We start from the raw sequence: 23,967 nt of genomic DNA, 5'->3' as shown, positions 1-23,967 counted from the left end.
GGTCAGTTTTTAAATGATCATTTGTATTTTTTGATGATCAGTTTCGTATCGCTTCAGCCCTTACTGGATAAGGGCTGAGCGTGAATCGGAGAGAAAAACAAAATTGCAAAAAATGTCACTGTGCTTACGTGGCAACGTTGTCCAGGTTAAAGGTTAAATGCAGACTTTCCGGCACTTCCGGATCACCGTTAACGGCATCCATGAACATCTCGCAAGCTGGAATGACTTCATTTTTGCAGTAGACGTAATCGAATTTAATAGGGTCACCACGAGTCCCACCATTAGGAATAATGGCAGCGAGCTCAACGGGGAAGCGGTGGCCAGTGATCACCTCTTGCGCAGTCACGTTCTTAATCTTTTCATATTCATCTTTTGTGGCAATATCGCCAACGGGTATGAGCTGTATACCTCTCTCATTGCCGTTCGGAATATTGATAAACATCGAACGAAAGTTACCTACGCCGCGGCTCGAAGCCATCTTTTCTTTCAGGTCATCTTCATCTTCTTTACTTAGGTTTGGGTCGGTGGCGTAGAAGATAAAGCCCATGTGCAAACCGTTCTTATAGTACCGGCGGCGAAAGGTGGTCGAGTCCTGGCTTAGGAGTGCAGATTGAACACACCCTAAGTAATCGGGCCCACCATAAACCTGCTGAACAGGGTCATATTGCTTGATGAAAATGATGTCCTCTTTCTTGTAGCGCTTTTGTTTGTTGTCCCGCTCTAGAAAAGCGAAGTCACCGTTCTTACGTTTTCGCAAATACATGGTGGGGATTGGCCAAAGGCCTATGACTTTGCCCAAATAGTTACGCAGTTTAAGCAGGGCAGTATCACCGAACTCCAAGAAGTCATGCACAGCTGATTGCATTTGTTGTTTCTGCATACCGCCTTGAATGTAACGGCCCGCGATCATATTACGTCGAGCCATTAAGATAGAGCCATGATAGGCGTTGGCTCGCGTGAGTTTGTTTAAGCCCGCTCTATCAAGCGGTGGCTCCCAATAGTCGCCATCGTCGTTGTAAAAGAGCTCGCTGTAATCGTAGTTGGTAAAATCACGATTCATGATTTCAGGCTCACCAAAGCTAAACATCAAGCTTTCATCATTTGTGATTGTTTCTGTTTTCTGTTCAGTCATAGAGTTACATCTGCCAAGTTGATTTGCGTTTTTCTGAGTGATCGAGCGGCTCGTTAATGCAGGCATGAGAAATCGCCCAGAATGCGTCGGCGTGTCCGGTTAAATCGCTGCGCTCAGCTTTGAAGGTCATGCTGTTACCGCTGTTGGTGGTCGCCCGTTTAATGGCCATGAAGGCCATGGCAATGTCTTTGTGTTCAGCATCAAATTGAATGCGATTGGCTTCGACTACATCAATCATCTTCATCACCAATCGGTTTTTACTCTCGTTGCTGTATTGAATGGCCACGGTTTCTCGCGGGTGCTTTTTGCTGAGTAAGTCATACACACCCGCGCCAATACCTGTGGTATCGATGCCCAAATAGCTCACGTTGTAACGCTCAAACACTTTTGAGACTTGCTGAGCTTGGTACTGAAAGTTCAATCCGCGCCAATAGTGCTTTTCCAGGACTCGGAACTTTTCAATGGCGACAATAGGCGGGGCCACAACAACTAAACAGGCGTTGTCTCGGGTTCGGCTTGGGTCGTAACCTAACCAAACTTCACGCCGGTCGAAGGGATCGTTGTCATTGGGCTTGAAGTCTTGCCACCGGCTAATATCCACCATGGCTTTTTCAAGCGCTGAGAACTTAAAGACGGAGCTGGCGCCATCGACGAAGATACACATAAACAGATTATCGAAATCGTCTTTGCTGTATTCGTCGCGCAGCTCATCAATATCAAAAAGCTCACAGCCTCCTGCTGCGGCATCCTCAATTGTAACTACGTAACGCCACTGCTTGTCAGGGCAGAGGCGTCCACCGTCTCGATAGTCGTCAAAAGTCGGAAACTCAATATTGGCGCGGGTATCTCGACCTTGGCGCCATTGGTCACCTGTCCAAAAGGTATAAGCCTGGTGCGTTTTAGCCGAGGGGGTGGAGAAGTAGGTTTTACGCCAGTTCTTGTGGGTCGCCATGGCGGACGCGAGTTTGTTGAGCTCATCGAATTTAGGGATCCAAAAGTACTCATCCACATAAACGTGGCCATGATAACTTTGCGCGGTTTTAGAGTTGGTCGAAAGAAAGCGCAGCTCTGCGCCATTAGAGAGAATGATCGGGTTGCCGGTCAATTCGATGCCTAAGAACGCTTGAGCAATCGCAATGATGTAACTTCTAAATACTTCTGCCTGGGCGCGAGACGCTGACAAAAATATCTGGTTGTCACCCGTCAAAATCGCGTCCTCTAGCGCCTCACCACTGAAATAGTAGGTCGCGCCAATCTGACGTGATTTCAGAATGTTACGTGTACGCTGATGCAGGTTGTTACGCATCGTGTGCTGATATTCAAAGAGTGATTCATGCCAGGTTGCAAAGTTTTCTTTGGTCAGCTCATCAATATGGTTCTTCTTTTTACTTTTTTTCTTGTTTGACTTGTCGTCAGACTTTTTGGAACGCGAGTTATTTCGATGAGTGTTAGTCGCTGCTTCCTTTTCTGTTTGAGCTTTTTTCTCTTGGGTAGATTGGGCTTGAGCGTGGAATTTTTTTAGCTGTACATGGTGCTTGATGAGTCTATCAAGCATATCGAGTTGGCCTTTGGTGGGATTTTCCAACTCAAGCAGGGTTTCAATTCTGCGCGCGATCGACTCATCAATCGTTTGTTCGCGCAGCATGTCACGCCATCCGTGTTTGTCAGCCCAGTGATAAATAATTCGTGTGCTGTTCAAACCTAACTCGGAAGCGATTTCTTTGGGTGTCCAAGCCTTTAAATACAGGGCTCTGGCTGCATGTCGTGTTTCAGGAGTATATGCCATGAGCCAATAATAAGCCCAGTTAACTCCTTAAATTGCATAGCAAAGTTCGGATAATTTCGGATAGTGCTCATATCCGAATTGGTCGGAATTGAAGTGGCTGAAACGGCCGATTCAAAGGCGTATTGTGAAAACTCAAAACACGAACTGACCAATGAACAATAGGTACACACTCAAATGGCAAAAATCAGCGATTGGAAAATTGTAGCAACCGAAGGGCCAACGGTTGATGGTCGGAAGATCACCCGCGAATGGCTCACGCAGATTGCCGAGAATTATGCCCTGAGTGAATACACCGCGTTGATTTGGCCAGAGCATAAACGCTTTGCTGGTTACGGCAGTAACTGGGGCAAAGTGCTTGAAGTCAAAGCCGAAGAAGTGGACGGCAAAATGCGCTTGTTTGCCAAGCTTGAACCTAATCAATACTTACTTGAAGCCAATAAGTTTGGGCAGAAGCTGTTTACCTCCATTGAACCCAATCCAGATTATAAAGGGCAAGGAAAGTGCTACCTAATGGGTTTAGCCGTGACCGATTCCCCAGCATCGTCTGGTGTGTCATTACTTCAGTTTTCACGACAAGAAGGCCACACCACAGAGCTCAGTTGTAGCCAACTGGAAGCCATCAACTTGGATGAGTGCTATTCCAAAACCGATCGCTTTTTTGCTCTGTGTAATGCCTTTTTCAATTCTGGTGACGAACAGCCAGAGCCACAACCGGAACCTGAACCAGAGGAAGAAGAAGTGACCGAAGAACAACTCAAAGCTGCCCTGAAAGAGCAGTTCGGCATCATGAAAGGTGAACTGAAGGATGAACTCAAGCAAGAGTTTAACCTGCAAGCGCAAACGCCTAATGAACCCGAATCCGTCCCTGAAGGCGAAGTTAAAACGTTCTCTTTAGAGCAGTTTTCCAGTGAATTGGAGAAGCAGCTCGCGCCCGTCACCGAGCAAGTAAAGAGCCTAGAAACCCAGTTCGCCGAGCTTAAGCAAGAAGTCCCAGGGCAAAAGCCTAGTGAAGAAGGCCATGGCGGCGAATCAATTGTGGAGGTGGTGTAAATGCTAAATGCCGTATCGACTCAATATTTAGATGAATATTGTCAAGCCGTTGCTAAGGCTGGCGGTGTAGCGGATGCATCAAAGCAGTTCAACATTACCCCAGTGATGGAAACCAAGCTTCGCCAAGCGATTGTCGAATCGGACGCGTTTTTAAATCGTATCTCCAATATCTCGGTTGACCAGATTAAAGGTCAAGTGATTGATGTGGGTGACGCGGGTCTACTGACAGGGCGTGTCAAAGACGGTCGTTTCATGGGCGCTCTTGACCAAAGTGGCAACACTTATGAGTTAACCGAGACCGACTCAGGCGCTCACATCAATTGGATCACCATGACCATCTGGGCGAACTCGGGCGGTAAAGGCCAGTGGATGAAGCTGATGAATAACGCTATCACACGTAATTTTGCGCTCGATAAGCTGCGTATTGGTTTCCACGGAACCTCGATTGCGGGTGAAAACACCGACCCGAAAGCGAACCCAATGGGTGAAGACGTTAATAAAGGTTGGCTGCAGCTTGCAAAAGAAAAGGCGCCGGCTCAAGTCCTGCCTGATGCGAAGCTTGATTCTACGGGCAACACAGACGGCGCGTATAAAAACCTCGACTCGCTCGTGAACGATTTAATCAACACCACGATTCACGAAGTACATCAAGACGATCCCGATTTGGTTGTGCTGATTGGTCGTAACTTAGTCGCTGCAGAGCAGCATCGCTTGTTAGAATCGGCGGAAGTACCGACCGAGCACAAAGCCGCGCAAAGTTTGGCGAAGACGGTGGCAGGCAAAACCGTCTACACCCCACCATTTTTCCCGCCCAATATGATTTGGGTAACGAACTTAACCAACCTGCAAATCCTGACTCAAAAAGGGACGCAGTGGCGTAAGTCTCGTAATGAAGAAGACCGTAAACGCTTTGAAACGTCATACCTGCGTATGGAAGGGTATGCCGTCGGTAACTACCACAAGTTTGCCGCGATTGAAGACGTGACTGTTGTTGAACCTGCGAAGGGGTAATGTATGGCCAGCCCATTAGCGAAGTTGCGCCAGGAAGCCTTGGCAAAACAACAAAAGCAATCGACAGCTGAAATACAGTGTGTTGCTAACCCAAACAGTTTGCATCTATTGCTCGCCGAACTCGACAGCGATTTGAAGGTACTCAAAACCTTCAATCGTAAAGATGAAAAGGTGAACCACAAGCGCGAAGTGTTGGTCCCTAAATATCGCGACGCGATTGTAGCTTACCTCGCCGGTGATGAGCAGTTCGATAACCCGCTGTTTACGCAAATGGTGATTTGGCTGTTTGATATCGAAGATCTCGATACTGCCATCAAGTGGTGTGACATCGCCATTGAACGCGGGCTCGATACGCCCGAGCGATTCAAGCGTGATTTTGCGACCTTCTGCGCCGATGAAGTATTGGCCTGGTCTGAGCGAATGGCAGACAAAGGTCAGTCCATTGAACCTTATTTCTCCCTCGTCTTCGAGAAGGTCACTCAAGTGTGGCGTATCAATGAGAAGCCGACAGCGAAATGGTTGAAGTTCGCCGGCTTACACTTGCTTCGAAATGAGCAAGGTAAACCCCACGCCGCTTCGGTGGGGGATATAGACACGCTACAGACAGCGCGAAGCCATCTTCAAAATGCGCATGAGCAATACAGCGCGATTGGGGTAAGCACCATGATCGATAACATCGACCAACGTATCCGAGCGTTAGAGACTGGCGACAACCTCTAACTAAATAGGCTCCTATGCCACCGCGCCTCGACTGACGAGGAAGAGCAAGTGATTCATCACCCAGCTTATTCCGTCGACTCAGTGGCCAGAGGCGCACTTATTCCAATAAGGAGACATGATGGGCTTTGGCGGAAAAGTGGATAAGGCGAGTAACCAAGTGATATCCGGTGAAGGCTGGCCCGATTTAACGAACAATGAGTTTCGTCAACTGCGCCGCATTCCGCATACGTTTGATAACGACTCTATAGTTGTGGCCATCACGATAGCGGCCAACAATATTCAAGAGAAGTTAGTGAGCCTGTTGGTCGAGGGAATGCCGCCATCACTAAGCGTCGCCAAAACCGCCTTGTATAAACGAGCTGTGTATGGCCGAGCACACTCGGAATTGTTACCCGAGTTCGCCACGCAAGATAGGCGCAAAGAAGGGGACAATGCGGCGTTAGATGAACCGCAACAGGCGGCACGTTTTCTGGCGCAAAGTAACAAAGATGTCTCTCAACTGCTTGGCCGCAGTGCGAATGGGATTGGCGTGATATGAGTAGTGCGGTTTACAACCAAACCAAACTTGAGCACTTAACGGCTTACATCGTCAGCCATCTCAATAGCAATGTGCTTGAGAACAAAATGGATGCTTGGCAAGAAAACGGCTCGATAGTGCCAAGCGGTGAAGACCGTGGGAACGGCGGGTATATCGCCTGTTACTGGAAATATAACGCGGTGATTTCGGTTGAGGAGTTTCCTCACCAATTACTGGACCCACGCTGCTTACTAGCTCTGATTGCTTGTTGGCTCAGTGACCATGAAGAAGAGCGCAACGAGCAAGAGCTCGAAGACCCCACGCTTTCGGTCGATGTGATCAGCAGTGAAGCGGCCGATGTGAGTGTTGAACTTGAGTTGATGGAGCCCATTGAGTTGGTCCCAGATGAAGCCGGCATGATCACTTGGCGTGGCATGAGATATCGAGTTCAAGCCGTGGAGATTTACACCGCAGAAGAAGCGGAGTTGGTGAATGAAACCAACGATTAGTTCCAACAAAAGGGATGTGCTCAACCTGCAAGAAAAGTTGGCCATGTTAGCGCTTCCCCCAAAAAAGCGTATTTGGATCTTGAAAACCCTTGGCCGATGGGAAAAGACCAATACACGTAAACGCATTCAGCAACAAAAAGATATTCACGGCAAAGCATTACAGCCCAAAAAAGGGAAGAAGCGCGGCAAAGTTATGCGACGAATGGCGAAAGGGTTAACCCCTTATGTACGAAACGCCGACACGCTCGACCTTACTTGGAACAACAAGCTCACCGCAAGAATTGCCGCTAGGCATCACCTTGGTCAAAAGCAAAAAATGACCAAGCGCCAAATGCAAAAGCGGTGGGGAACACCCGACTACTCCGCGCCTTGCACCAAAGGGCAAGCGCGAAAAATGAGGGAACTGGGCTACACGGTCGCAAGAAAGAGTGGCAAGGGAAGGAAGAAACCCTCACTCAAGTTATTGATGGCCACTGTTAGCCATGGCCAAGCTGGGCAAATTATCCGAGAGCTGAGCAATCAGCCGAGTGTCACCGCTTGGGATATTCCATTGGCAGAACGTCAGATATTAGGCAGTAAAGAGCGTGACGTCACCCGCCAACTCATCACCATTTTTGAGCAAGCCAGAAAGCAAAAATAAGCGAGGACATAACTAATGGCAACCGGAAAGGTAGAGGTCAACAACCTCAATTTAGGGCAAGGTGGGATCCCAGAGATTGAACGCCACCTGCTGTATATCGGGCGCACCGATAAAGCAGAGCTGCAAGGCAAAGTCACACGCGTCAACAACATGACTAACCTTGACGATGTCGTCGCGGATGACGTGCTAGGCGCTAACTTGAAAGCCGCTCAGCTTAATGGAAAACAGAACTGGACAGGCGCCGTGTTTGGTCTCGCTGAAGGTAAAACGTGGCAGGAAGCCGTCGATATTGCCAATCGTACTGACTCGTTCGAAGGCGTGTGCATTGTCGATGTGGTAAGCAGCAAAGCGGACTTCCAAGCGATGCAAAGCAAAGCCTCCGAACTGACCGCCAAGCTGGGCCGTTGGGTGTTCTTTTTAGCAGCGTGTCCTGGCATCGATAAGAGCAAGCAAACTTGGGCCAAATACGAAACTAGCCTATTGGCATTAATCAATGGTGTATCTGCCAACCTCGTGACACCGATACCTATGCTCAATGGCAATAACATCGGCGTATTGGGAGGACGCTTATGTGACCGCGCGGTCACCGTCGCCGATAGCCCAATGCGAGTGGCCACAGGCAGCGTTTTAGGCCTGGGTGAGATGCCTATCGACAGCGCCGGAAAACCACTGGAAATGAGCACCATTTCAGCGCTGGCCAATGCACGTTATTCCTTGCCGCAATGGTACGCCGATATGGAAGGGGTGTACTGGACCGACGCCACCACACTGGAAACCAAAGGCGGAGACTATCAATTCTTAGAATACGTTCGCCCCGTTCACAAGTTGAACCGCCGAGTACGTATTAAAGCGATTCGCCGCATTGCCGATCGCATCCTTAATTCGACGCCACCGAGTATCGAGCTTAATCGAACTTACTTCAGCAAAGACATGCGTGACATGTCGAAGACCACCGAGATTGGGGGGATCCCGTTCCCTGGGGAAATTATGGCACCGCGCGAAGAAGACGTGTCGATTCAGTGGATGACAAAAACCAAAGTCAACATTGGTTTGATGGTGCGCCCACACAATTGCCCAAAACACATCGTGGTCAATATTGGTCTCGATCTCTCTAACCCAGCCGACACGGAGGCTTAATCCATGAGCATGCGTATTTCTGGTAAGAACATGCATTTTTCAATGGGCGACTACAAACTCAAAGCGCAAAAAGTCAGCCTTTCTATTACGGACAATTCCGCCGTCAATAAAACCTCGGGCGTGCCGGATGGTTATGTCGACGGCGATGTTGAAGCCAGTGGCGAGATGGAGCTAACCACGCAGCAATTTAATCAGTTGAGCAAGGCCGCGAGAGGCGCCGGCTCTTGGCGTGGTATGCCGGATTTTGATGCGCTGTTCTACGGCAAGATTGATAAAGACGAACTGAAAATCGAAGCCTTTGGTTGTCGTATCAAGATCTCGGATTTACTCGACGCCGACACCAGCGGGGGCAGTGCGCTTGTGCATAAGCTGCCGTTCGAAGTGACGAGCCCAGACTTTGTGAAAATCAACGGCGTGCCATATCTACGCCCCGATGAAACTGAAGATCTGATCCAGTAATTAGGAGGCAGGATGCCAGATGTTATCGACCATGCTTGTGATATTGAAGCCCAACTCACAGAAGTGGCATTGGCCAACCAATTGGCAAGGGCTAAGCCAAAAGCCTCACAAGAGAGTGCGCAGGAATGTGGTGAGTGCGGCGACCCCATCCCCGAAGCTCGCCGCCAACACATGACCGGGTGTCAGTACTGCACTCACTGTCAAAGCGATTTGGAGAAGATGAAACGATGAAATTAGGAACGCTGTTTATCGAGCATGTGATTAAGCCGGTACTCGACCAATTAGACATGGTCACTGGCGGGCACGGCAAGCTGAATACCCAAGCCGCCATCAATCTGATTTTGATGATTGTCGCCCATGAATCTGGTGCGTTGACGTACGCCAAGCAGGTGCGTGGTCCCGCATTAGGGTTCACTCAAATGGAGCCTGCCACCTTTGCCTGGTTGATTGAATGGCTAGGAAAAACACGGCCTCACTTGTTGGACGCGCTCTCGATGTTTGCGCCGCTCACCGCTGATCCCGTCGAAAAACAGGATGCGGACTATATGGTGATTTCCCCTCAATTCGCGGTGGCCACGGCACGCTTGAACCTGATCCGATTCCCAGAAGCCTTGCCAGAGGCGGATGATCTCAAGGGCTTAGCGCGTTACGCCAAACAGTACTGGAACACATCCGCAGGTAAAGCCACAGAAGCGGATTACCTCAACGCTTATTTATCCATGATGGGAGAACAATCATGAGCTTTTTAACGGGGATCATCGGCAAAACGTTCTTCGAAATCTTGAAAGGGCTGTTTCTCCAAATCACTTGGGAAGTGGTGCTTGAGCGATTCGCATCTCGCACCATTATTTGGGGACTTAAAGCGCTTCGTGACTTGAGTACCAACGACGTGATCCAAGAGACCGTGGACGATGTAATTGCCTCTCTTCAGGGTAAACGTTTGAAGGAAATCCCACAAAAGGAGTAGCGATGGACCCAACTTGGCTATCGGCTCTGGTTGCCTTGGCTACCTTGTTGGTGATGTTAACCGGAGCATTGATTGGCAAGCTGTTCTCTCTCTCAAAAGAGCTTGCCGACTATAAAACTCATGTGGCGGAGAGTTACGCCACCAAAGAAGAAGTGAAGGACGGTTTTGAACGGTTAGAGCGTCAATTGGAAACCGGACTCACCCGAATTTACGAAACGTTAAAGCGAGAAGCAGCATGACAAAACCCATTGTTTTAACCGTTGGGTCAACAGACCTAGAGTTCAACCCAACGCCAGTCGAGTACGACGAGGCGCAAAACACCATCTTGCAAGGTGATGCGAGTAGCGCGGCCCATAATTTCTTGATGAGCTGTGTTAGCGCTGATTCAAAAGATGCGCTGCGTGAACTGACTCAGCAGAACCCAGGTGCAGCAACGCAGATCTATGGCGCGGTTCTTAAAGAGTACGCACCCAAACTCTCCATCTCGGTAAAAAAATAGATGGGCTTGTCGCTGCCATTGAGAGCAGCGACAGGCAAAAAATGTACGCGTGGCGGCGAAAGTGGCTACCCAATGAGCCAGATACTGACCAGAACCTGGCTTATGCAATTTGGCTAGAGAAGAACCATTGGGAAAACATGCAAGCCGTCACCGCTAGCGGTGTGGCCAAGGCCTTTAGCGGTTAACCACCAGGTTAGTAGAGAGAAGTGAATGTTACCAGAAGCCCTCAGATTTCAAGTTGGATTGATTGACCAGATATCTAAACCTCTAGGTCACATTCAGCGTCAACTCACCGACGTCACGAATACCTACAAACAAGGTACTCAGACTATGGTATCGGGCGCCGCTGGCATGGTGGGTGCGGGTTTTGCTCTGCAACAAGCCTTAATGCCAGCGATTGAAATGGACAGGGCGTTAGGTGAGGTGAAATCACTAGGCGTTGCCGATGATCAACTAAAAACTCTTGCTCAAACCGCGATGAAGTTCTCGGTTGAATACGGTAAGTCGGCCACTGAATTCGTGGCGGCGTCTTACGACATTAAATCTGCTATGGGTAGCATGACAGGTGATGAACTGGCGGGTGTCACTAGAAGCTCGGCTATTTTAGCCGCTGCGACTAAAGCGGATACCGCCACCATTACCAACTACATGGGCACCATGTACTCGGTGTTTAAAGACCAAGCGGAGCGGATAGGTAAAGATAACTGGGCTGAGCAAGTCGCCGGCATGACCGCCAAATCTGTTGAGATGTTCAAAACGACAGGTCAAGGCATGTCAGATGCATTCAAAAGTGTTGGTGCATTGGGTAAAACGCACGGGGTAGCCATTCAAGAGCAAATGGCCGTTCTTGGTCTGTTGCAAGGCTCTATGTCTGGCAGTGAAGCGGGGACTCGTTATAAAGCCTTTATGAACGGCGTGGTTAAAGCGCAAGACAAGCTAGGCATGGCGTTTACCGACAGCAACGGAAAGATGCTGCCAATGTTCGACATCATGTCGAAATTGCAGAGCCAGTTTGGTGATTTAGATTCACTCGAAATCGACCAGATAAAACAAGCTTTCGGCTCTGATGAAGCCGTTCTGCTTATCACCGACTTGATCGGAAAAACGGGTGATCTTCAATCGAGCGTCAAAGAGCTAAATGATGCGAGTAACCTAAACACGGCCATTAAGATGGCCCACAGTATGACCGACCAATGGGAGCGACTCGAACAAGGCGTGTTTGCCGTTCGAACCGCCTTTGGTGCGGCGTTGTTGCCTTCTCTCTTGCCTGTGGTGTCGAGCTTGGCCGATGGCGCGATGGAAATCATCGAATGGACAGAGATGTTCCCGAACCTGACCAAATACATTGGCTTTGCTGCTATGGCGATCTTAGGTGCGGCGGCAGCAGGCGGTGCATTTACCTTGATGATGGGTTTGGGTAAACAAGCAATGGCAACTTACATGCTCACTATGAAGGTGTTCGCCGGTGTTAACGCTTTGCTCACTCAAGGGTTAGGCGCTTTTCGTGCTGCGATGCTCGCCGCGAACATCGCCATTGCCGCCAATCCTATTATCTTGATCGTGGGGGCGGTGATTGCTGCGGTAACTGCAGTGGGTGCTCTGATTTATTACTGGGATGATCTGAAAGCCTCGTTTGGTGACACAACTTGGTTCCAAGTACTAGAAGGCGCTCTCACATTAATCACCATGCCATTTAGAGCTATGTTTGAGTTCATCAAAGCAGGCTGGCAATGGGTGATGAGTGGCTTTACCGATACCAGTGGTTTTGCCTTCATTGGAGAAATGGCCGACTCGATGCGCAACATTTTTAGCAGTGTCTTTAGTTGGTTCACTCAGAAGTTGGCGGGTATTTGGGAAAACCTGAAAGGGCTAGTTGATTGGCTGCCAGGTTTCGGCGGTGATGATGAATCTGTTCAAGTGAAATCTAAGTCAGTCCAAAGCGCGACACCTTACGCACAAGTTCAGCCAGGTGGTGCGGCCAAGAGCATTGCCAACTATCAAACCAGTTCAACCAACTACGGTGGTGTGGCGATTTATCCAACTTACATGAGCAGTCCACAGGACATGGCGAGTGAATTAGAAATGGCGGCAGGTTAATGGCGGATTACCTCTATCAAGACATCCTAATTGAAAACGGTGACGTGGTGCTCGATGCAGGCCGTAACCCTGTGTTGATTCAAGACCGAGCGCTGATCGCCCAAGACATTAAACACACCATCATCGAGAGTAATTTAGCGGTTGAGCTCATTGCAGAGCGCAGCCCATCAAAAAAAGCGGATATTCGCACCAAGTTAGAGCTGTTGGTTGAAGAAGATGTTCGTTTAGTACCTGGTACCGTGCGACTAGAAGAACCAACGGAAGGCACAATTTATGTTTTCGCCACGACTGCAGACTTTGGCGACGTAACGCTTGATATCACAACTTCGGAGACAACCAATGTCTGATATTCCTAAGCCAGATTACGCCGAACTGGTAAAGCAATCCGGTATCCCAAACGATGCAGCAAGTTGGAAAAAAGTGCTGAAAGAGGAGATGGAAAAGGAAGAGTGCATTATCTCTAACGACTCGCTTTTCTCCCCGTTCTGGCGCTTGATTGAATCGGCCGTGGTACAAGTGACCTTGTGGCTCATCAATACATTGTTGGTGGATTACGTTCTTCCGAACATGTTTGTTGCAACCGCTGTAGACCAATGGTTAGACCTACTCGCATGGCAGTGCAAACTCACTCGTAAAGAAGCAACTAAAGCCAAAGGTTTGATCGCCTTCCAACGTGCAGCCACAAAAGGGCCAGCGTTAGTCATTCCAAAAGATACTTGGATTCAGACCGAGCCCATTAACGGCAATATCTACCGCGTTCGTGTGCTTGCTGATACCACGCTGCCAGAAAACGAAACGATGATTATGGCGGAAGTTGAGTCAGAAAGTGAAGGTGCGGCCTACAACCTTGGCGAAGGGTATTACCATATTTTGCCGACTGCGATACCAGGCATTGCAGCAGCAACGAACCCAGCCGAATGGCTAACCGCTGCAGGTGCCGACAAAGAAAGCAACGATGAACTTCGCTTACGTATTCGCAACCAGTGGAGCGCGGTGGCTAAATGGCACATTGATGCGGCTTACCGTTCTTTGTTAACGAGTCGCGCAGGCATTAATGATGACAACGTGTATTTCGAGCATAACGCACCACGTGGGCCTGGTACTGCCAATTCCTACATTTTGCTTGATACGGGTGAACCATCACCAGAAATGCTTGCTGACTTGAATGCCTATATTCGTGAGCAAGGGCAACACGGCCATGGTGATGATCTGCAAGTAATGGCGATGCCAGAAACGCAGGCCAATATTGTTTGTCGAGTGTGGCCGATTCGCTCACTCACGATGGATGAGCGTACCCAATTAAAAGCGGCCGTTGAAAAGTTCATAGGCGCGGCATTCCGCGAGAACACCGATTATTCGCCAACCGTAACCAATCCGGTATTGCGCTTTAGTTTTTCCAAGTTAGGCCAAGAGCTTCACGGCCAGTTTGCACAGATTGAATCGCTCGAATTCGATAACGCCGACATCATTAACAACCTAACGGTGCCTCGCATTCAGACGTTGGAGGTATCGATTGAACATTCCTGAGATAAACCTTCGTTACTGGATGGGTAGAGGAGAGCTGGCGAAACTTGCAAGAGCCCTATGCAACCACTGGGAACATGTAAAAGCCGCATTTGAAATGCCACTGCAGCAACATGACCCTCTGACCGCACCGATTGCACTAGTCAATATTCTTGCTTGGCAACGTGGCGTAGAAAAGCTCGGCCAAGAACCCGAAGAACTGTTTCGAACCCGTGTAGCTCATGCCTATGGTTTTGCCCGTGATGCAGGCTCGGTATCCGGCTGGGAAGACATGTTTGCAAAGCTAGGTTATCCGCACATTGCTCAAGATGAAAGGTTAGTGAATGTCGATTGGGACGTGATCAGCCTAAAGATTCGAGATGGGGATTTAACCAATGTCCCGAAGTTAGTAGACACAGTCGTACGTCAATACGGGCGTACCTGTCGCCGTTATCAATACACCAGTTATGTCGAAATGCCGTTGGCCGCGCGAAGCAAGAACATTGAAGCGCAATATTCAGCGTCACACGTTAAGACACGGATAAACGTTAGCATGTTACCGAATATGCTCAATGTCGATTGTGAATATTACCAAGCCACAGTGAAGGGCTAAGGAACTAAAAGAATGACAAACACCACTGATAAGTCGATTTTGACCGCCGCAGGTAAGGCGTTATTGGCTCAGCTTAATGCAGAAGAAAAGCCACTGATCATCGATAAGATGATTTTTGCCAATGTGCCCAATCGCCCAGAGTTCCCGCAGCCAGATGATGTGGTACCTACTGATCATGTTGTTCACCAAGAAGGTGTCGAACAGCGTGGTCGACTTTCTGCAGACTCGGTAATTTATAGCTCAACGTTGACCAGTGATGTTGGTCCGTTCGATTTCAACTGGACAGGCGCATACTGCTCAGAATATGGCGTGTTGGTGACCATTGACCACCATGCACTCACACCAAAGACGGCAGATGAGCCAGGTGTCGCAGGTAATACACTCGTACGTTCGGTTGTTCTTGAATACAAGGACATTGCTGAAATTACCAACATCACGGTAGATGCTTCAACATGGCAGTACAATGCAACACCACGTATGAAGAAAATGGATGACGATGTAGCGCAAGCCATCATCGACCAGAATGGTAAAGATTGGTTTATCGAAGACGGTTTCTTGGTAACACCTCAAGCGAGTGCATTCAATATCAAAGCGGGTGCCGGCTATGTGTCGGGCAACCGTGTCATGCTCGAATTTGATCGCAATGTTCAAGTACCTAACAAGCCATCATTCATCTACGTAGACGCACACCGCGAAGGAACACCAACAGGTGAGCAAGTCATCCTATTTGATTTTGTGATTACTGCCGATGAGAAAGACGACTACACCGATGCCAATGGCGTGAAGCACTTTGTTTGTAAAGTTGCCCAGGTGTTGGGTGATGGTTCGGTGAGTGATTTGAGGCCGGAGGGGGAGAGTGCTAGTCGAACATGGGTGTTAGATGAAGTTAAAAAATATTCTGAATCTGATACTCAAACTAAGCAGTTAGTGGGGGCGGAGGATGAAATACAAGGTGTTGTTATTGATGGATATTCAGCAATCAAACTAAAGAAAAATGATGAATATGAACTCTGGTATGCTTGGGATGTTCCAAAAGGAGTAGTGATATCTTTTGTTAACAACAATGATTACGGGACTGCTGAGTTATTAGCCCGCCAAGGTGATGGTAGTAATGTCATCTTTGAATTTGTTAATCAACGCGTCAGAAATTTACGAACAATGGGTTATGTTGAGGGATGGGGGGCTGATGAAAAAGCACTCGATACGTATGATGCACACTATCGTGCAGCTACCTATTGCAAGAGTAAAGGTATAACACTGAGTTCGAATATTGGACTCATCTACAATACATCAAAAACGGTAGATTTTAGAGATGTGAAATCGGTTGACTACAAAGCTCAGTTGGTTGGTACTGGCAATTTCATTACGCTGCTTCTTGGTGGTGATTCGACAATAGAACAACAATACTACAACCAAAGTGTTCACAAAGTTAATCGCGGAGGGGAATCACCTGCTATCAGAATTGTTGGGAGTAAAAAATCAACCATAAGAATTGGTGAAGCGAGCTATGTACAAGTTTGGGCAGATAGTTCTGAAAGCTTGGGTGGAACTCAAGATGAAACGTCTATTAGCAAAATACACATTCAACAAGTAAGGACGCTAGAAATTAACACAAACATGAATCCAGATGGTGAAAATCCAACAAATAAAGCTTGGGTTAACAGCAATGATTTCTATCTGCAAGTTTGTGACATCCTGATTGTTGACGGAATTTATCATCACAACAGTAATAAGTTTCATGGTGGAAACTTTGAAGCTGCCGATTCAAAAATTCATTTTAAGAAAGGTCAAAGCAACCAAGTTAAAGATGTTCGAGGTGAGAATGACCTTATTGTCGAGTTTGATAGTGATACAAGCAACAATGGAGTAATTACGAATTGGACTTCATATCCAAACGGCTTTAATACTGCGAAGCAAATTATAGACAATGGTACTAATAACGTAGTTAAGAATGTAAACGACTTGTTCAACATGCGATTGGTATTAATGGCATTTACATCTGCGTCATATAAAAAAGATACGAACAATAACCCTAACATGCTTGGGTTAGCCAATATTGATATCAATGGGCCTCTAATGTCTCGCCCAGCGTATGCAATGATCTATAAAACACCTTTGCTCGAAATATCTCCGGGGAGTGAGTTTTTCAGGTTTTACGTTGAAGGCAGGACTGTAGGTGGGGTCACTGTAAAGGTTATTGGGTATGACGAAAGCGGAAATCTAATAAATGGGAAGGATGGTGATGTTTATTTTGCATCAGCTGACAATCCAATGGCTCGTTTTGGTCAAGTCAATAATCATTTAGATGTAGGTTCAAGCGGGCAAAACCTTTTTTATGTAATGAACAGAGAGGCTAAGTATATCGAAATCGAATGCTCTGCTAGTGCTGCAGGGGTTACATTTAAGCGTTTTTGTTTGGTCGCCACGACATCAAATAAAGCAGGCGATGAATACATCACTGCAACGGCAATGATTCCTAATATTAGTTGAGGTAATAAAATGGCTTTAATGAAAGAAATTAAATTCACACCAGAAGGGTTGAGTGCGTCTTTAAATTTAAGTGAAGCTTATGTTGTAATTGATAGAGTTGACGTGCTTAAAACTCATTCGGAGATTTACTTGTCAATTTATGAAAGTAAAAATTCGAGAGATTTAGGTCTAAAAAAGGTTTTGGATTATCCAGTAGAAAAGTTTTCACCTGAGCTTGACGTAAACAAAGACATTTACAAGCTAGCGTATGAGCACCTGAAAACTACTCAGATGTTCTCTGGTGCCATTGACTGTTAAAGGAAGAAGCAAATGCTAACCCTTAACGGCGCCCAACTCCCATTAAAAAGCTTACGCATTAGTGTTCGTCAGCAATTGGCTGGACAAGACATGTCCGGCCAGACCTCGGCTACCGACCAAGCAGAAACAGGTAGCAAAGGTAAAATTCTGACCGTGAAAGGCGTGATCCCTTTTACCAAAAAACAGCTACTAACCAATTTGTTCAGCATGGCGGAAGCCCAAGACAACGACGCGCGCCAAATCTATCGTATTAGTAACCAAACCGCAGAAGCTCTAAAGATCCGCCAGGTGAAATTCCAAGGCGTTGTAAGCGCCGATGAGCAAGACACGCACCGCCAGTGGAGCGTGTCGTTTGAGCTGGTCGAACACCTCTCGGTGCCAGAGCGAGTCGAACAGCGTCAACCGGATAAACCTGCAGCGCAGCAAAAAGTGCAGGGGATAAAGACGCCCGTAGAAACCGGACAAACCGAAGACGTGCCACCCGATACACAAGTGGAGTTAACCGGCGTGATGAAGGTGCTGAAAAGCGTGGATAACGCACTGGCGTAAACGAGGGTTAATCATGGCTATCAACAATAAGTTTCTTTGCCGCGCTTACGTGGGCAAGCAGAAAACCAAAGTGAAAAGCCACCGCATCGTTTTCAGCCACAATACGCCTGGTCGCTGTGAGCTGTCAGTTGAAGGTAACCCAGAGCCTAACACGCTCATCGCGATTGATTTAGGGTGGGGGGATGACATTACGCGCGTCTTTCTTGGTTACATCGAGCGCGTGCAACCTTCAGAAAAAGGGTGGTCAACCGTGTTCTGTCGTGAGCTCGCGGCTATTCTCTATCAGCCGATCAATATCATTTTGCGTCACCCAACACTGATGCAGCTACTGAGCGAAGTCACCAATAAAACGGGACTGCAATTTGTGGTACCAGAGAAAGCCTACAGCCAAACGGCTATCCCTTGTTTTTTTAGCGATGGTAATGGTTATCGCGTCATCGACGAGTTGGCTCAGGCATTTAGCATCGATGATTTGTTCTGGCAGCAGCAGGGCAATGGGCAAATATACATCGGCAGCTGGGCTGATTCATTCTGGGCCGACAAGCCCATCACGTTGCCCAATGCGCTGATGACCAATCACACGGCCAACAAATCGGTAAAGATGCCGGCTATTCCAAAACTAAAGCCAGGTGTCGTCGTGAATGGACTTCGATTGGTCGGTGTAGAGTTTGAAGGTACGGAGGTTAAGCTCACATGGACGTAAACACCATTAAGCGCATCATTTTTCGTTTGTTCCCAGAATTAACCGGACGATGGCATTTGCCACGATGGGGAAAGGTGGTTGCATTACCAGAGCTACCTGAAGAAGGCGATTTGTCTGATCGCTTTTATCCTCACTATTCTGTGGATGTTCAGCTACTCGATGAAAAGGGAATGGAATACGAAGATAAACCACCATTGCAGGCGGTACCACTTCCGGTTCCGGGCCTTGGTGACCATGCTGGCCGATTAGAACCACCTGCTATCGGCAGTATTGTTGAACTCGGGTTTATGTTCGGCCAACCCGACAAGCCCTTTATTCGGTGCGTGCTGCCACTCGGTTTTAAACTGCCAGGTATCAAAGAAGGCGAAAGCCGTTACCAACAGAGAAAAGGCGTGTATCAATTAGTCGACCAGGAAGGCAACTTTGAGCGAAAGACAGACCAAGCCGATAAGCTTGAATGCCTCACTCAACAAATCAAAGTGCTCGAAGATAGAATCGCAGACATTGGTGGTAACCACACTGAAACCGTCAAAGGCAATAGAGCCATCAAAGCTAATAACATCACCGAAGACGCCGACACCATCAAATTCAATGGTGGTAAAGGCGTGTGCACTGGCGCGAGTATCTGCCCATTTATGGGAAAACCCCATGTTGACGTATCAACCACAGTATTTGCAGGAAAAGACTGATGGCCATAAGCAAAGCATCACTGAAACAAAAATTAGAAACCGAATTGAAAGCCCAGGGCTTTGTTCTTGATGGTGAGTTCGCCATGGCAGGCATGATGGCTGAAGCCATTGCCAATGCGGTAGTCGACGAAATAACGCAGAACGCTCAAGTGGAAGTCTCGGGTGGCAGTTCAGCGGGGAGCTACAAGGTTACCTAAGCTGAACAAGTACCATATTCCTACCAAGCGCCCACTACGGGCGCTTTTTTATATCAAAATCATCCCATTATTCGAGTGCTGGTAAAGATATATCCCATAACACGGCTGTTTTATAATGCTTCCTATCATTACTGGCGAGTAATTATTGAGAAGAAGAATGTAATTCTACTTCTTTAGTCAATATAAAGCCTACATTAGTGAAATTGAAAACGTCGCTTTTTATATGATCAAGGTTTGTTTTATAAGACACGGATATCTTAATCATGAAGCTACGTTCGATTATTTCCGCCTTTGCGCTACTAAGTTGTAGCCAAACCTTTGCCAGTGAGCCAGAAACAGTCACCTGTGAGTCCAACAAACCCGGAACAGTCATGGTTCAAGAAGACGAATTGTTTGTGGTCGTCAACGACGCACTCATTCGCAACTCAGACTATTGGCAAAACTTTCTTGATGGCAACATTCTGCTCTGCACCACTCACGTAACAGACATGAGTGACCTGTTTGCTAAAGACCAATACTTCAATCAGGACATCAGCCGTTGGGACACCTCTCGTGTAACCAACATGGACCGTATGTTCTCCGGCGCTAAGCGCTTTGACCAAGACTTAACCCACTGGGACGTCAAGCGCGTCTCACGCCATATCGACTTCGCTAAAGGCAGTGGCCTGTCTGAAGATAGCTTTCCACCTTTTACACAATAACGTCTATTCAACCCTAGGAAAATACAATGAAAAGAACCATAACCTCACTTCTCGTGGGCGCCACAGCGCTTGCTAGCCAAACTGCTTTTGCTGCTGATATCTCAGTAAAGTGCCCTGACCAAGCCGTTAACTCAGTGATGTTTGAGAATGGCAAGGTTTATGTCGTGGTGGATAATGCTCTAATTAAAAATAAGACTTTGTTAGATAATTTAGAGCAAGGTCATATCCGCTTGTGCACCACACAGGTGACGGATATGAGTAGAGTGTTTTATGACCGAGTTTCTTTTAATACAGATATTAGTGATTGGGATACATCAAATGTGACGAACATGGCTTGGATGTTTTACAAAGCACGAGTTTTTAATCAAGACATAGGACATTGGGATACATCTAATGTTACAGATATGAGTTCTATGTTCTCTTGGGCACATTCATTTAACCAAGATATAGGCTATTGGAATACATCAAGTGTTCAAAGAATGGATTTTATGTTCAGTTCTGCATGGGTATTTAACCAAGATATAGGTTATTGGGATACATCAAGTGTTCTGGATATGAGGTCGGTGTTCTGGAACGCATACGCGTTTAATCAAAATATTGGTCATTGGGATACGTCTAATGTAACAAGTATGAGGGATATGTTTAGAAAGGCAGAATCCTTTAATCAAGATATCGGTCATTGGGATACATCAAGAGTTCTGGATATGAATGCGATGTTCTGGCAAGCATACGCGTTCAATCAAAATATTGGTAATTGGGATACGTCTAATGTGGAGTTTATGCAAAGTATGTTCAGTGAAGCACACGCATTCGACCAAAAAATTGGGAATTGGGATACATCGAATGTAGCCACTATGAATTACATGTTTTTTGAAGCAAAAGCCTTTAATCAAGATATTGGGGATTGGGATACATCAAGAGTATGGGTTATGAGTAAGATGTTTGCTGGCGCAGAAAAATTTAACCAAGACATTGGCAATTGGTATACTTCACACGTAGCTTCAATGGATAATATGTTTTCTGGGGCAAAAGTATTTAACCAAGATATTGGTAATTGGAATACATTGAGTGTGCGAGATATGACAGAGATGTTTTCTAATGCTTCTGCATTTAACCAAGATCTAACCAATTGGAACGTGAGCAGGGTACTGGGGCATACTGACTTTGCCAAAGACAGTGCTTTGACTGAAGAACACCTGCCGTATTTTGTAGACTAGCCCTCTCATCGGTTTAACTAAACAAAAGCCAGTGTTGATGGGTTCAACGCTGGCTTTTTTGTTGGTTGAGTCACTCTCAAAAAGTGGCGGCAAAGTGGCGGCACTCATTGTAAAACAGCGTTATTTATGGGGGGCAACTGTCTTTTTAACTGTGTTTACATAAACGTCATTTAATTTAATTATTGTTTTTATGGTGCTTTGTTTTATTTACTGAGTTCTATATTATTACTAATGGGGGATTATTGAGATGAAGATTAAATTCCTATTTTTTTAGTCAATATAAAGCCTACATTAGTTAAATTGAAAACGTCGCTTTTTATATGATGAAGGTTTGTTTTATAAGACACGGATATCTTAATCATGAAGCTACGTTCGATTATTTCCGCCTGTGTGCTACTAAGTTGTAGCCAAGCCTTTGCTAGTGAGCCTGAAACAGTCACCTGTGAGTCCAACAAACCAGGAACCGTCATGGTTCAAGAAGATGAGTTGTTTGTAGTCGTCAATGACGCACTCATTCGCAACTCAGACTATTGGCAAAACTTTCTTGATGGCAACATCCTACTCTGCACCAGCCATGTGACGGACATGAGTGACCTGTTTGCTAAAAACAAATACTTCAATCAAGACATCAGCCGTTGGGACACCTCTCGTGTAACCAACATGGACCGTATGTTCTCTGGCGCTAAGCGATTTGACCAAGACTTAACCAACTGGGACGTTAAGCGCGTCTCTCGTCATGCCGACTTCGCAAAAGACAGTGGCCTGTCTGAAGATAGCCTTCCAACTTTTACACAATAACGTCTATTCAACCCTAGGAAAATACAATGAAAAGAACCATAACCTCACTTTTCGTGGGCGCCGCTGCGCTCGCTAGCCAAACCGCATTTGCTGTAGATATCTCAGTAAAATGCCCTGACCAACCTGTTAACTCCGTGATGCTTGAAAACGGGCAAGTCTATGTGGTGGTGGATAACACCCTAATAAAAAACGAGACGTTGCTCGATAAATTAGAGCAAGGCCACATAGGATTTTGCACAACACAGGTAACAGATATGAGCTGGGTATTTCGGAACCGCGAATCGTTTAATACCGATATCAGTGATTGGGATACATCGAATGTGACGTTCATGTCTCAAATGTTTGTTGGCGCAAAAGCATTTAATCAAGATATAGGCTATTGGGATACATCGAACGTCACTTATATGGATTCAATGTTTTCGTGGGCTGAAGCTTTTAACCAAGACATAGGCCATTGGGATACGTCGAATGTGATGGATATGGATAGAATGTTTTATGGAGCTCAGGTCTTTAACCAAGATATAGGTTATTGGGATACGTCGAATGTAACATCTATGTGGCTTATGCTTTGGCAAGCTGAAGCTTTTAACCAAGATATCGGACACTGGGATACATCAAAAGTAAAAAATATGAGTGGCATGTTTAGATTTGCCAAAGCCTTTAACCAAGATATCGGCCATTGGGATACATCGAATGTGACGGATATGGATTTGATGTTTGCGGATACAGAAGCCTTTAACAAAGATATAGGCAACTGGGATACATCGAAAGTGACGGATATGGCTTATATGTTTGACGGTGCTTTAGCCTTTAACCAAGATATAGGCCGTTGGAATACATCGAATGTGACGGATATGGGTTGTATGTTTTATGGAGCCCAAGTCTTTAACCAAGATATAGGTAATTGGGATACATCGAATGTGACAAAGATGCATGAAATGTTTGTTAAAACTGAAGAGTTTAATCAGAACATTGGCCACTGGGATACGTCTAATGTGACGACTATGAGTGGGATGTTTTATAAAGCCCAAGCCTTTAACCAAGATATAAGTCATTGGGATACATCGAATGTGAGGGGTATGTTCGAAATGTTTGGAGGCGCTTCTTCGTTTAATCAAGATATAGGTCATTGGGATACATCGAACGTACTGAATATGGTTCGTATGTTTGCTGAGGCGAAGGTATTTAACCAAGACTTATCTAACTGGAACGTGAGTAAGGTAACGAAGCATACTGACTTTGCGAGAGGCAGTGCTCTGACCGAAGAGCAATTACCGTATTTTGTAGACTGATTCTTTCATCGGCTTAACTAAACAAAAGCCAGTGTTGATTGATTCAGTGCTGGCTTTTTTGTTGGTTGAGTCATTCTCAAAAAGTGGCGGGAAAGACACTTCCTATTGAAGGGAGGAGTTGTTACAACGACTGAGACTGTCGCCACTTTGTCGCCATAAACTTTATGCATTTAGATTAAATTATTGTTTTATATGGTTTAATTTTTATTTTGTACATAATGGCTTCTTTGATTCAATCTGGTCTGGATCTATCGCCAATCATCACGCACCACTACAAGATTGATGACTTCCAAGAAGGCTTCGATGTCATGCGTAGCGGGATGTCTGGCAAGGTTATCCTTGATTGGGAATAGGGGCGCGATAAAGCTGCCAAAATTTTCCTGAGAACCAATTA

General features: G+C 46.6%; 31 protein-coding genes. 29 read left to right on the top strand and 2 right to left on the bottom strand.

Translation table 11 applies throughout. From position 1 onward, the window contains the following. Positions 1 to 124 precede the first annotated feature (124 nt). Together A8140_RS21475 and A8140_RS21470 are read right to left on the bottom strand one after the other, a co-directional pair. Positions 125 to 1,132, bottom strand: coding sequence for a phage portal protein (locus A8140_RS21475; RefSeq protein WP_005530066.1), 1,008 nt, complete (start codon positions 1,130 to 1,132; stop codon positions 125 to 127). 4 nt (positions 1,133 to 1,136) lie between these two features. Further along, entirely contained in the window at positions 1,137 to 2,918 is a 1,782-nt protein-coding gene (locus A8140_RS21470; RefSeq protein ID WP_038863001.1) for a terminase large subunit domain-containing protein, read from the bottom strand. Between the two features lie 174 nt (positions 2,919 to 3,092). Between A8140_RS21470 and A8140_RS21465 the strand changes: the two genes are divergently transcribed. From A8140_RS21465 to A8140_RS21330, 29 genes are all read left to right on the top strand, one after another. Further along, positions 3,093 to 3,968, top strand: coding sequence for a GPO family capsid scaffolding protein (locus tag A8140_RS21465; protein ID WP_005530064.1), 876 nt, complete (start codon positions 3,093 to 3,095; stop codon positions 3,966 to 3,968). Continuing rightward, positions 3,969 to 4,979 carry a phage major capsid protein, P2 family gene (locus A8140_RS21460; protein WP_005530062.1) on the top strand — a complete coding sequence of 337 codons (1,011 nt, stop codon included), beginning with the start codon at positions 3,969 to 3,971 and terminating at the stop codon, positions 4,977 to 4,979. A 3-nt stretch (positions 4,980 to 4,982) separates the two neighbouring features. Continuing rightward, positions 4,983 to 5,699: a phage terminase small subunit gene (gene gpM / locus A8140_RS21455; protein ID WP_005530060.1), complete on the top strand. Its 717-nt coding sequence runs from the start codon at positions 4,983 to 4,985 to the stop codon at positions 5,697 to 5,699. Positions 5,700 to 5,817: 118 nt separating this feature from the next. Further along, complete coding sequence (locus A8140_RS21450) at positions 5,818 to 6,237, top strand: head completion/stabilization protein (RefSeq protein WP_005530058.1); 420 nt, start codon at positions 5,818 to 5,820, stop codon at positions 6,235 to 6,237. Next, a complete protein-coding gene (locus tag A8140_RS21445) occupies positions 6,234 to 6,725 on the top strand; it encodes a phage tail protein (protein WP_005530056.1) in 492 nt (163 codons plus the stop codon). The genes A8140_RS21450 and A8140_RS21445 overlap by 4 nt, the downstream gene beginning before the upstream one ends. Continuing rightward, positions 6,709 to 7,365, top strand: a complete 657-nt coding sequence (locus tag A8140_RS21440; RefSeq protein ID WP_005530054.1) for a hypothetical protein — start codon at positions 6,709 to 6,711, stop codon at positions 7,363 to 7,365. Before A8140_RS21445 ends, A8140_RS21440 begins: the two co-directional genes overlap by 17 nt. Positions 7,366 to 7,380: 15 nt before the next feature. Next, positions 7,381 to 8,502: a DUF2586 domain-containing protein gene (locus A8140_RS21435; protein ID WP_005530052.1), complete on the top strand. Its 1,122-nt coding sequence runs from the start codon at positions 7,381 to 7,383 to the stop codon at positions 8,500 to 8,502. Positions 8,503 to 8,505: 3 nt separating this feature from the next. Continuing rightward, positions 8,506 to 8,961: a phage protein gene (locus A8140_RS21430; RefSeq protein WP_005530050.1), complete on the top strand. Its 456-nt coding sequence runs from the start codon at positions 8,506 to 8,508 to the stop codon at positions 8,959 to 8,961. 12 nt (positions 8,962 to 8,973) lie between these two features. Further along, on the top strand, positions 8,974 to 9,192 hold the full coding sequence (locus A8140_RS21425; RefSeq protein WP_005530048.1) for a TraR/DksA C4-type zinc finger protein: 219 nt from the start codon (positions 8,974 to 8,976) through the stop codon (positions 9,190 to 9,192). After that, positions 9,189 to 9,701, top strand: a complete 513-nt coding sequence (locus A8140_RS21420) for a hypothetical protein (protein WP_005530046.1) — start codon at positions 9,189 to 9,191, stop codon at positions 9,699 to 9,701. Before A8140_RS21425 ends, A8140_RS21420 begins: the two co-directional genes overlap by 4 nt. Next, on the top strand, positions 9,698 to 9,928 hold the full coding sequence (locus A8140_RS21415) for a hypothetical protein (protein WP_005530044.1): 231 nt from the start codon (positions 9,698 to 9,700) through the stop codon (positions 9,926 to 9,928). The genes A8140_RS21420 and A8140_RS21415 overlap by 4 nt, the downstream gene beginning before the upstream one ends. Before the next feature lie 2 nt (positions 9,929 to 9,930). Next, positions 9,931 to 10,167, top strand: coding sequence for a hypothetical protein (locus A8140_RS21410; RefSeq protein WP_005530042.1), 237 nt, complete (start codon positions 9,931 to 9,933; stop codon positions 10,165 to 10,167). Further along, positions 10,164 to 10,427, top strand: a complete 264-nt coding sequence (locus A8140_RS21405) for a putative phage tail assembly chaperone (RefSeq protein WP_005530039.1) — start codon at positions 10,164 to 10,166, stop codon at positions 10,425 to 10,427. Before A8140_RS21410 ends, A8140_RS21405 begins: the two co-directional genes overlap by 4 nt. Positions 10,428 to 10,468: 41 nt before the next feature. After that, entirely contained in the window at positions 10,469 to 10,612 is a 144-nt protein-coding gene (locus tag A8140_RS26030; RefSeq protein ID WP_005530037.1) for a DUF6890 family protein, read from the top strand. Positions 10,613 to 10,637: 25 nt separating this feature from the next. After that, on the top strand, positions 10,638 to 12,524 hold the full coding sequence (locus A8140_RS21400; protein WP_005530035.1) for a phage tail tape measure protein: 1,887 nt from the start codon (positions 10,638 to 10,640) through the stop codon (positions 12,522 to 12,524). Beyond that, on the top strand, positions 12,524 to 12,871 hold the full coding sequence (locus tag A8140_RS21395) for a DUF2590 family protein (protein ID WP_005530034.1): 348 nt from the start codon (positions 12,524 to 12,526) through the stop codon (positions 12,869 to 12,871). The genes A8140_RS21400 and A8140_RS21395 overlap by 1 nt, the downstream gene beginning before the upstream one ends. Beyond that, complete coding sequence (locus A8140_RS21390) at positions 12,864 to 14,051, top strand: baseplate J/gp47 family protein (protein ID WP_005530032.1); 1,188 nt, start codon at positions 12,864 to 12,866, stop codon at positions 14,049 to 14,051. The genes A8140_RS21395 and A8140_RS21390 overlap by 8 nt, the downstream gene beginning before the upstream one ends. After that, positions 14,038 to 14,640, top strand: coding sequence for a phage tail protein (locus A8140_RS21385; protein ID WP_005530030.1), 603 nt, complete (start codon positions 14,038 to 14,040; stop codon positions 14,638 to 14,640). Before A8140_RS21390 ends, A8140_RS21385 begins: the two co-directional genes overlap by 14 nt. 12 nt (positions 14,641 to 14,652) lie before the next feature. After that, entirely contained in the window at positions 14,653 to 17,130 is a 2,478-nt protein-coding gene (locus A8140_RS21380) for a phage tail-collar fiber domain-containing protein (RefSeq protein WP_005530028.1), read from the top strand. Between the two features lie 9 nt (positions 17,131 to 17,139). Continuing rightward, positions 17,140 to 17,427, top strand: coding sequence for a hypothetical protein (locus tag A8140_RS21375; RefSeq protein ID WP_005530026.1), 288 nt, complete (start codon positions 17,140 to 17,142; stop codon positions 17,425 to 17,427). Between the two features lie 12 nt (positions 17,428 to 17,439). Continuing rightward, complete coding sequence (locus tag A8140_RS21370) at positions 17,440 to 17,976, top strand: baseplate complex protein (protein ID WP_005530024.1); 537 nt, start codon at positions 17,440 to 17,442, stop codon at positions 17,974 to 17,976. 13 nt (positions 17,977 to 17,989) lie between these two features. Next, positions 17,990 to 18,679 (top strand): hypothetical protein, encoded by a 690-nt coding sequence (locus A8140_RS21365; protein ID WP_005530022.1) that lies wholly within the window; start codon positions 17,990 to 17,992, stop codon positions 18,677 to 18,679. Continuing rightward, a complete protein-coding gene (locus A8140_RS21360) occupies positions 18,670 to 19,368 on the top strand; it encodes a hypothetical protein (RefSeq protein ID WP_005530020.1) in 699 nt (232 codons plus the stop codon). Before A8140_RS21365 ends, A8140_RS21360 begins: the two co-directional genes overlap by 10 nt. Further along, positions 19,368 to 19,565 (top strand): hypothetical protein, encoded by a 198-nt coding sequence (locus tag A8140_RS21355; RefSeq protein ID WP_005530019.1) that lies wholly within the window; start codon positions 19,368 to 19,370, stop codon positions 19,563 to 19,565. The genes A8140_RS21360 and A8140_RS21355 overlap by 1 nt, the downstream gene beginning before the upstream one ends. Positions 19,566 to 19,828: 263 nt before the next feature. Next, positions 19,829 to 20,266 carry a BspA family leucine-rich repeat surface protein gene (locus tag A8140_RS21350; protein ID WP_005530017.1) on the top strand — a complete coding sequence of 146 codons (438 nt, stop codon included), beginning with the start codon at positions 19,829 to 19,831 and terminating at the stop codon, positions 20,264 to 20,266. Between the two features lie 26 nt (positions 20,267 to 20,292). Next, positions 20,293 to 21,483, top strand: a complete 1,191-nt coding sequence (locus A8140_RS21345) for a BspA family leucine-rich repeat surface protein (protein ID WP_005530014.1) — start codon at positions 20,293 to 20,295, stop codon at positions 21,481 to 21,483. 360 nt (positions 21,484 to 21,843) lie between these two features. Then, complete coding sequence (locus A8140_RS21340) at positions 21,844 to 22,281, top strand: BspA family leucine-rich repeat surface protein (RefSeq protein ID WP_032999985.1); 438 nt, start codon at positions 21,844 to 21,846, stop codon at positions 22,279 to 22,281. 26 nt (positions 22,282 to 22,307) lie between these two features. After that, positions 22,308 to 23,573: a BspA family leucine-rich repeat surface protein gene (locus tag A8140_RS21335; RefSeq protein WP_038863614.1), complete on the top strand. Its 1,266-nt coding sequence runs from the start codon at positions 22,308 to 22,310 to the stop codon at positions 23,571 to 23,573. Positions 23,574 to 23,791: 218 nt separating this feature from the next. Then, a complete protein-coding gene (locus A8140_RS21330; RefSeq protein ID WP_005530007.1) occupies positions 23,792 to 23,926 on the top strand; it encodes a hypothetical protein in 135 nt (44 codons plus the stop codon). The last annotated feature ends 41 nt before the right edge of the window (positions 23,927 to 23,967 follow it).

It is taken from the genome of Vibrio campbellii CAIM 519 = NBRC 15631 = ATCC 25920, from assembly GCF_002163755.1.
Classification (GTDB): Bacteria; Pseudomonadota; Gammaproteobacteria; order Enterobacterales; family Vibrionaceae; genus Vibrio; species Vibrio campbellii.
This window is presented reverse-complemented; position numbering and strand designations above follow the sequence as displayed.

Bases quoted from the DNA above. Each gene is read 5' to 3' on its own strand.
- A8140_RS21475 (WP_005530066.1), bottom strand. From the start codon at position 1,132: ATGACTGAACAGAAAACAGAAACAATCACAAATGATGAAAGCTTGATG.
- A8140_RS21470 (WP_038863001.1), bottom strand. From the start codon at position 2,918: ATGGCATATACTCCTGAAACACGACATGCAGCCAGAGCCCTGTATTTA.
- A8140_RS21465 (WP_005530064.1), top strand. From the start codon at position 3,093: ATGGCAAAAATCAGCGATTGGAAAATTGTAGCAACCGAAGGGCCAACG.
- A8140_RS21460 (WP_005530062.1), top strand. From the start codon at position 3,969: ATGCTAAATGCCGTATCGACTCAATATTTAGATGAATATTGTCAAGCC.
- gpM (WP_005530060.1), top strand. From the start codon at position 4,983: ATGGCCAGCCCATTAGCGAAGTTGCGCCAGGAAGCCTTGGCAAAACAA.
- A8140_RS21450 (WP_005530058.1), top strand. From the start codon at position 5,818: ATGGGCTTTGGCGGAAAAGTGGATAAGGCGAGTAACCAAGTGATATCC.
- A8140_RS21445 (WP_005530056.1), top strand. From the start codon at position 6,234: ATGAGTAGTGCGGTTTACAACCAAACCAAACTTGAGCACTTAACGGCT.
- A8140_RS21440 (WP_005530054.1), top strand. From the start codon at position 6,709: ATGAAACCAACGATTAGTTCCAACAAAAGGGATGTGCTCAACCTGCAA.
- A8140_RS21435 (WP_005530052.1), top strand. From the start codon at position 7,381: ATGGCAACCGGAAAGGTAGAGGTCAACAACCTCAATTTAGGGCAAGGT.
- A8140_RS21430 (WP_005530050.1), top strand. From the start codon at position 8,506: ATGAGCATGCGTATTTCTGGTAAGAACATGCATTTTTCAATGGGCGAC.
- A8140_RS21425 (WP_005530048.1), top strand. From the start codon at position 8,974: ATGCCAGATGTTATCGACCATGCTTGTGATATTGAAGCCCAACTCACA.
- A8140_RS21420 (WP_005530046.1), top strand. From the start codon at position 9,189: ATGAAATTAGGAACGCTGTTTATCGAGCATGTGATTAAGCCGGTACTC.
- A8140_RS21415 (WP_005530044.1), top strand. From the start codon at position 9,698: ATGAGCTTTTTAACGGGGATCATCGGCAAAACGTTCTTCGAAATCTTG.
- A8140_RS21410 (WP_005530042.1), top strand. From the start codon at position 9,931: ATGGACCCAACTTGGCTATCGGCTCTGGTTGCCTTGGCTACCTTGTTG.
- A8140_RS21405 (WP_005530039.1), top strand. From the start codon at position 10,164: ATGACAAAACCCATTGTTTTAACCGTTGGGTCAACAGACCTAGAGTTC.
- A8140_RS26030 (WP_005530037.1), top strand. From the start codon at position 10,469: ATGTACGCGTGGCGGCGAAAGTGGCTACCCAATGAGCCAGATACTGAC.
- A8140_RS21400 (WP_005530035.1), top strand. From the start codon at position 10,638: ATGTTACCAGAAGCCCTCAGATTTCAAGTTGGATTGATTGACCAGATA.
- A8140_RS21395 (WP_005530034.1), top strand. From the start codon at position 12,524: ATGGCGGATTACCTCTATCAAGACATCCTAATTGAAAACGGTGACGTG.
- A8140_RS21390 (WP_005530032.1), top strand. From the start codon at position 12,864: ATGTCTGATATTCCTAAGCCAGATTACGCCGAACTGGTAAAGCAATCC.
- A8140_RS21380 (WP_005530028.1), top strand. From the start codon at position 14,653: ATGACAAACACCACTGATAAGTCGATTTTGACCGCCGCAGGTAAGGCG.
- A8140_RS21375 (WP_005530026.1), top strand. From the start codon at position 17,140: ATGGCTTTAATGAAAGAAATTAAATTCACACCAGAAGGGTTGAGTGCG.
- A8140_RS21370 (WP_005530024.1), top strand. From the start codon at position 17,440: ATGCTAACCCTTAACGGCGCCCAACTCCCATTAAAAAGCTTACGCATT.
- A8140_RS21365 (WP_005530022.1), top strand. From the start codon at position 17,990: ATGGCTATCAACAATAAGTTTCTTTGCCGCGCTTACGTGGGCAAGCAG.
- A8140_RS21360 (WP_005530020.1), top strand. From the start codon at position 18,670: ATGGACGTAAACACCATTAAGCGCATCATTTTTCGTTTGTTCCCAGAA.
- A8140_RS21355 (WP_005530019.1), top strand. From the start codon at position 19,368: ATGGCCATAAGCAAAGCATCACTGAAACAAAAATTAGAAACCGAATTG.
- A8140_RS21350 (WP_005530017.1), top strand. From the start codon at position 19,829: ATGAAGCTACGTTCGATTATTTCCGCCTTTGCGCTACTAAGTTGTAGC.
- A8140_RS21345 (WP_005530014.1), top strand. From the start codon at position 20,293: ATGAAAAGAACCATAACCTCACTTCTCGTGGGCGCCACAGCGCTTGCT.
- A8140_RS21340 (WP_032999985.1), top strand. From the start codon at position 21,844: ATGAAGCTACGTTCGATTATTTCCGCCTGTGTGCTACTAAGTTGTAGC.
- A8140_RS21335 (WP_038863614.1), top strand. From the start codon at position 22,308: ATGAAAAGAACCATAACCTCACTTTTCGTGGGCGCCGCTGCGCTCGCT.
- A8140_RS21330 (WP_005530007.1), top strand. From the start codon at position 23,792: ATGGCTTCTTTGATTCAATCTGGTCTGGATCTATCGCCAATCATCACG.